3 protein-coding genes and 1 pseudogene are annotated in these 3,553 nt (G+C 67.6%); 2 read left to right on the forward strand and 2 right to left on the reverse strand.

Annotated elements, in window-relative coordinates; translation table 11 throughout:
• Together AUC71_RS17655 and AUC71_RS21085 are read left to right on the forward strand one after the other, a co-directional pair.
• The coding region (locus AUC71_RS17655) for a hypothetical protein (RefSeq protein WP_204376681.1) at positions 1-383 on the forward strand (383 nt) is incomplete at its 5' end.
• On the forward strand, positions 305-1,042 hold the full coding sequence (locus AUC71_RS21085) for a protein kinase domain-containing protein (RefSeq protein ID WP_083238211.1): 738 nt from the start codon (positions 305-307) through the stop codon (positions 1,040-1,042). The genes AUC71_RS17655 and AUC71_RS21085, both read left to right, overlap by 79 nt.
• Positions 1,043-1,623: 581 nt before the next feature.
• On the opposite strand, the pseudogene AUC71_RS21090 reads toward AUC71_RS21085, so the two are convergent.
• Together AUC71_RS21090 and AUC71_RS19390 are read right to left on the reverse strand one after the other, a co-directional pair.
• A pseudogene (locus AUC71_RS21090) lies at positions 1,624-2,778 on the reverse strand (trypsin-like peptidase domain-containing protein); the annotation flags it as partial.
• Positions 2,775-3,553 (reverse strand): hypothetical protein (locus tag AUC71_RS19390; RefSeq protein ID WP_158007767.1); only part of this gene is annotated, 779 nt, incomplete at its 5' end. The gene AUC71_RS19390 and the pseudogene AUC71_RS21090, both read right to left, overlap by 4 nt.

The raw sequence follows: 3,553 nt of genomic DNA on the forward strand, positions 1-3,553 counted from the left end.
CAACGGCTCGTGGTGCGGGAAGCCGTGGCGCGCCGCGCCTTGGCCAATGCGTTGTTCAAGCTCGGCCAGGCGGAGCAGCGCGCGAGGCATTGGCGCAGGGCCTGCGCAATGCGCTTGAATATAATCTCGTGGAAGTGGCGGACGAGATCCGGGCCGACATGCTGAAGAGCGCCGGCGCCGAGCATTTGGAGGAGCTGGCCGAAACCATCGATGTGATCGGCGGCGGCACGGCCCTGGAGCGGCGCTTTATCCGCTTGGGGCTTTTGGGAAAAGGCGGCGTCGGCGAGGTCTCGCGCGCATCGACATGGCCGACGGCCGGGACGTGGCGCTCAAGCGGGTCGATCTCCGGGGCCTGCCGGAGACAGATCGCCAGGCCGCGATGAGCACCATCAAGACGGAGTATGCCGCGGCGACGAAGCTCGAGGATCCGCGCTTCGCCCGCGTGCTCGATTTGCGCATGGCGCCGGGCGGTTCGCTGTTCATCGTGCAGCGCTTCGTCGAGGGGCCGACGCTGCGGGAGCTCTACACCTCCGACGCCGAACCGGAGCGGCTGCTCGAGCTTCTCGCCGGTGTCGCCGACGCACTCACCGTGCTTCATGGGCGGGGCATCGTGCATCGCGACCTCAAGCCGGAGAACGTCATCGTGACGCGCGGCGAGCAGGGCCGCGAGTGGCCGGTGCTGATCGATCTCGGCATCGCGCTCGTGGCGGGGCGTGCGGATGCGTTGAAGCATTTCGGCACGGCGCCCTACGTGGCGCCCGAGCAGGTGGCCGGCGAGGCCGTGGATGCGCGGGCCGATGTCTACGCGCTCGGCCAGATGATCGCCGAGATTTGGGGTGGCGCGGTGCCGGGTCCGCAACGCGCTGGCCTCGGCCGGTTCTGGCACAGGCAGGCGCAAGGCGAGGGCATGCCGCGAGCGATCGGCGACATCGTGCGCGACATGCTGGCGCCGGAGCGTCGCGCCGGACCGGCGATCTCAGCTACGTCGCCGAGGCGCTCAGGAGCCAGCGTCAGCAGAGGGCGTAGTTCGGGCCATTCATAGGCGTAAAGCTCATAGTCCGCGGGTTGGTCGACGAGGCTCCAGACGATGACCTCGACTGTGGTCGGCTTGTCGGTCGTGATCCAGGCGGTCGGCGCCAACTCCAGCTCGCTCGTCTGGCGGGGATCCTTTGCGTCGCGCAGGAACTTCGACGTGGATCGATCCTTCAGATTGATGCCGATGGGGACGCCGCTCTTCGAATCGGCGATGAAGCCGTAAATCTTCCCCGGCTTTACCTCATAGGTGTACGTGTTCGACACGAGCTTCAGCCTGTCGCCGCCGCCGGCAAGCTTCGCGTCGATGCCGCCGGCGATCAGCGTCTCCTTCGGTTCGTCGACTTCGTAGCGCGACTTGGCGAGCTTCACGAAGTCCTGCACGGCGACGTCGAAATAATCGTCGAACTGGGCACCTTGCGCTTCCCAGTATGTCTTGTCCTCGGCGAGCGCTTCGTCCGCCTCGCCTTTTTCGAGCTCCGAAAGCAAGTCCACGCGCTGGGCGAAATTGATCAGCGCGGCGCTCGGCACGCGCACTTTGGCGTTCATCGCCTCGGTCTTGTCCTTGAACACGGTGGTGTTACCGCCGTTGACGATGCCGATGACCTTGCCGCTCGGGCCGATGAGCGGGCTCCCGCTTACGCCGCCGGTGACCGGCACCGAATGCTGGATGAGCAAGCGGTGCTCGGGCTCGGCGCGCACCATGAACACGTCAGTCAGCGCGCTGATATAGCCGAAGCGCAGCTGGGCGGGCGCCTTGGGCGCGGTATCGCTGCCGGCCAGGCCTTCGACCGGGAAGCCGACCGAGCCGACCGGCGTGCCCGGTGTGAGCGCCTCCAGTTCCTCCGGCGAAGCAAAGCTGAGCGTGGTGGGAAGGTTCACGCTCGGCTCGATCTCGATGATGCCGACGTCGTATTCGTTGATGAGATCGAGTGGCGTGAACTCGCCCCAGCGGGTGGTGCCTTGCGTGGACTTGTAGCTCTTGAAGGCGGGATAGCCGGGATGGGAGATCACGTTCTCGATCTCGATCTTGTCGCCGTCCGGGCCGACGAGAAAGAACTCGCCCTCGTGGCCTTTGATCGCCTCGGTGACATGGGCGTTCGTGGCGAGCTTGCCGGGCGCAAACGCCCAGGCCGTGCCTTCCGCCTCGACGCCGCCGCCGTCATTGCGCGCCACGAGATAGACGGCATCCTGGAGCGTCTCGAGATCGGCCTGGCGGAATTCCTTCTCGGCGCGCTCGGCCGCCTCGGCGCGGGCAAGCGCGATCTCCTCGGTGAGATTTGTCTGGATCGTCCAGAGGTAGCCGACCACGCCGGCGAACACGAGTGCGAGCAAGCCGCCGCCGATGCCGACATTGCGGCCAAGGCGCGCACTCGAGGTGGTCATCTTGCGCTGGTCGGCGGTGACGGGGAGGCCCTGCACGGACGGCGCGCCGATCTCAACCTCGAAGCCGGGGCCGTCCTTGCGCCCGAGCCGGAAGGTGCTGCCCGAGGTTACCGGCGTGCCGTTATCCACGGGCTTGCCGTTCATCTCCACATACCGAGTGCCGAACAGCTCCACGGTGTAATCGCCGGCGCGCGTGCGCCGCAGCTCGAAATGGCGGCGGCCCACCACGTCGTATTCGGGCGGATAGAGCACCTGCGAGGCCTCGCGGTCGCGGCCGAACAGTATGGCGTGCACGCCGTCATCGAAGAGTTCCTTCTGGCCCTTCAGCGGACCGTGGGTGTGAATGATGGTGATGGTCATCGGTGGCGGGCTCCGGTCTTGACGGGCTCGACGGTGAAGATCGGCAGCGACGGCCGGCTGCGGAGCGCGGGGCGTTCGCCGTCATCGGTGGACGGGGCGGCCTCGGCGCGGCCCACCGGCACGAGCCTGACCGCGTCGCCCTGGTCGAACTTGGCTTGCGCGGCGTAGGCCTCCGTCGCCAGCACGCTGTCCAGGGGAAGGCCTGGCAGATCGTCGGCCGCCTGGAGGCGCGCGATCAGCTTCTTGTCGGGGCCCGGACCCCGGCCGAGCACAAGGCCGAAATCGCAGATCACGCGCAAGGGATGCTTCGCGTCCCGTGCCGCGTCGACGGCGGTGTGCGCCGTCTCAAGCGCCTGCGCGGTCGTCTCAACCACGAGGCAGCAGCCGCGCCGTCCGTCGCGATGGGTGCGCTCGATCCTCTCCAGGCCCTTGCCGATCCGCTTGAACAGCCTGTCGAGGGCGGCGGACTTCGCCTCGGGCGCGCCGTCCCACAGAAACACCACGGGGCGGAAGGCGGTCTCGCCGCGGTCGCGCTTTTGCCGCTTGGGCCGGGGGTGCGGATAGGGGATGAGGTCGAAGGGGCGGCCGGCTTTGCGCCAGTCGGCGAAGACGCGGTTCGCGCCGGCGACGCTGTCTGGTTCGGTATCATCGGAGACGACGATGAGACCGCAGGCGGTCTGCAACATGGCGGCGCGCTGGAGCGCGCAGCCCGCGGCGTAGCGGAAGCCATAGAAAAAGTAGCCGTCGAGATCGCGGTCGACCGGGTCTTGCGCGT

Origin of the sequence: Methyloceanibacter marginalis (genome assembly GCF_001723295.1) — a bacterium.
In the GTDB taxonomy this organism is placed as follows: Bacteria; Pseudomonadota; Alphaproteobacteria; order Rhizobiales; family Methyloligellaceae; genus Methyloceanibacter; species Methyloceanibacter marginalis.

Excerpts from the sequence above, each read along its gene's own strand:
- AUC71_RS21085 (WP_083238211.1), top strand. The coding sequence starts at position 305 with ATGGCCGACGGCCGGGACGTGGCGCTCAAGCGGGTCGATCTCCGGGGC.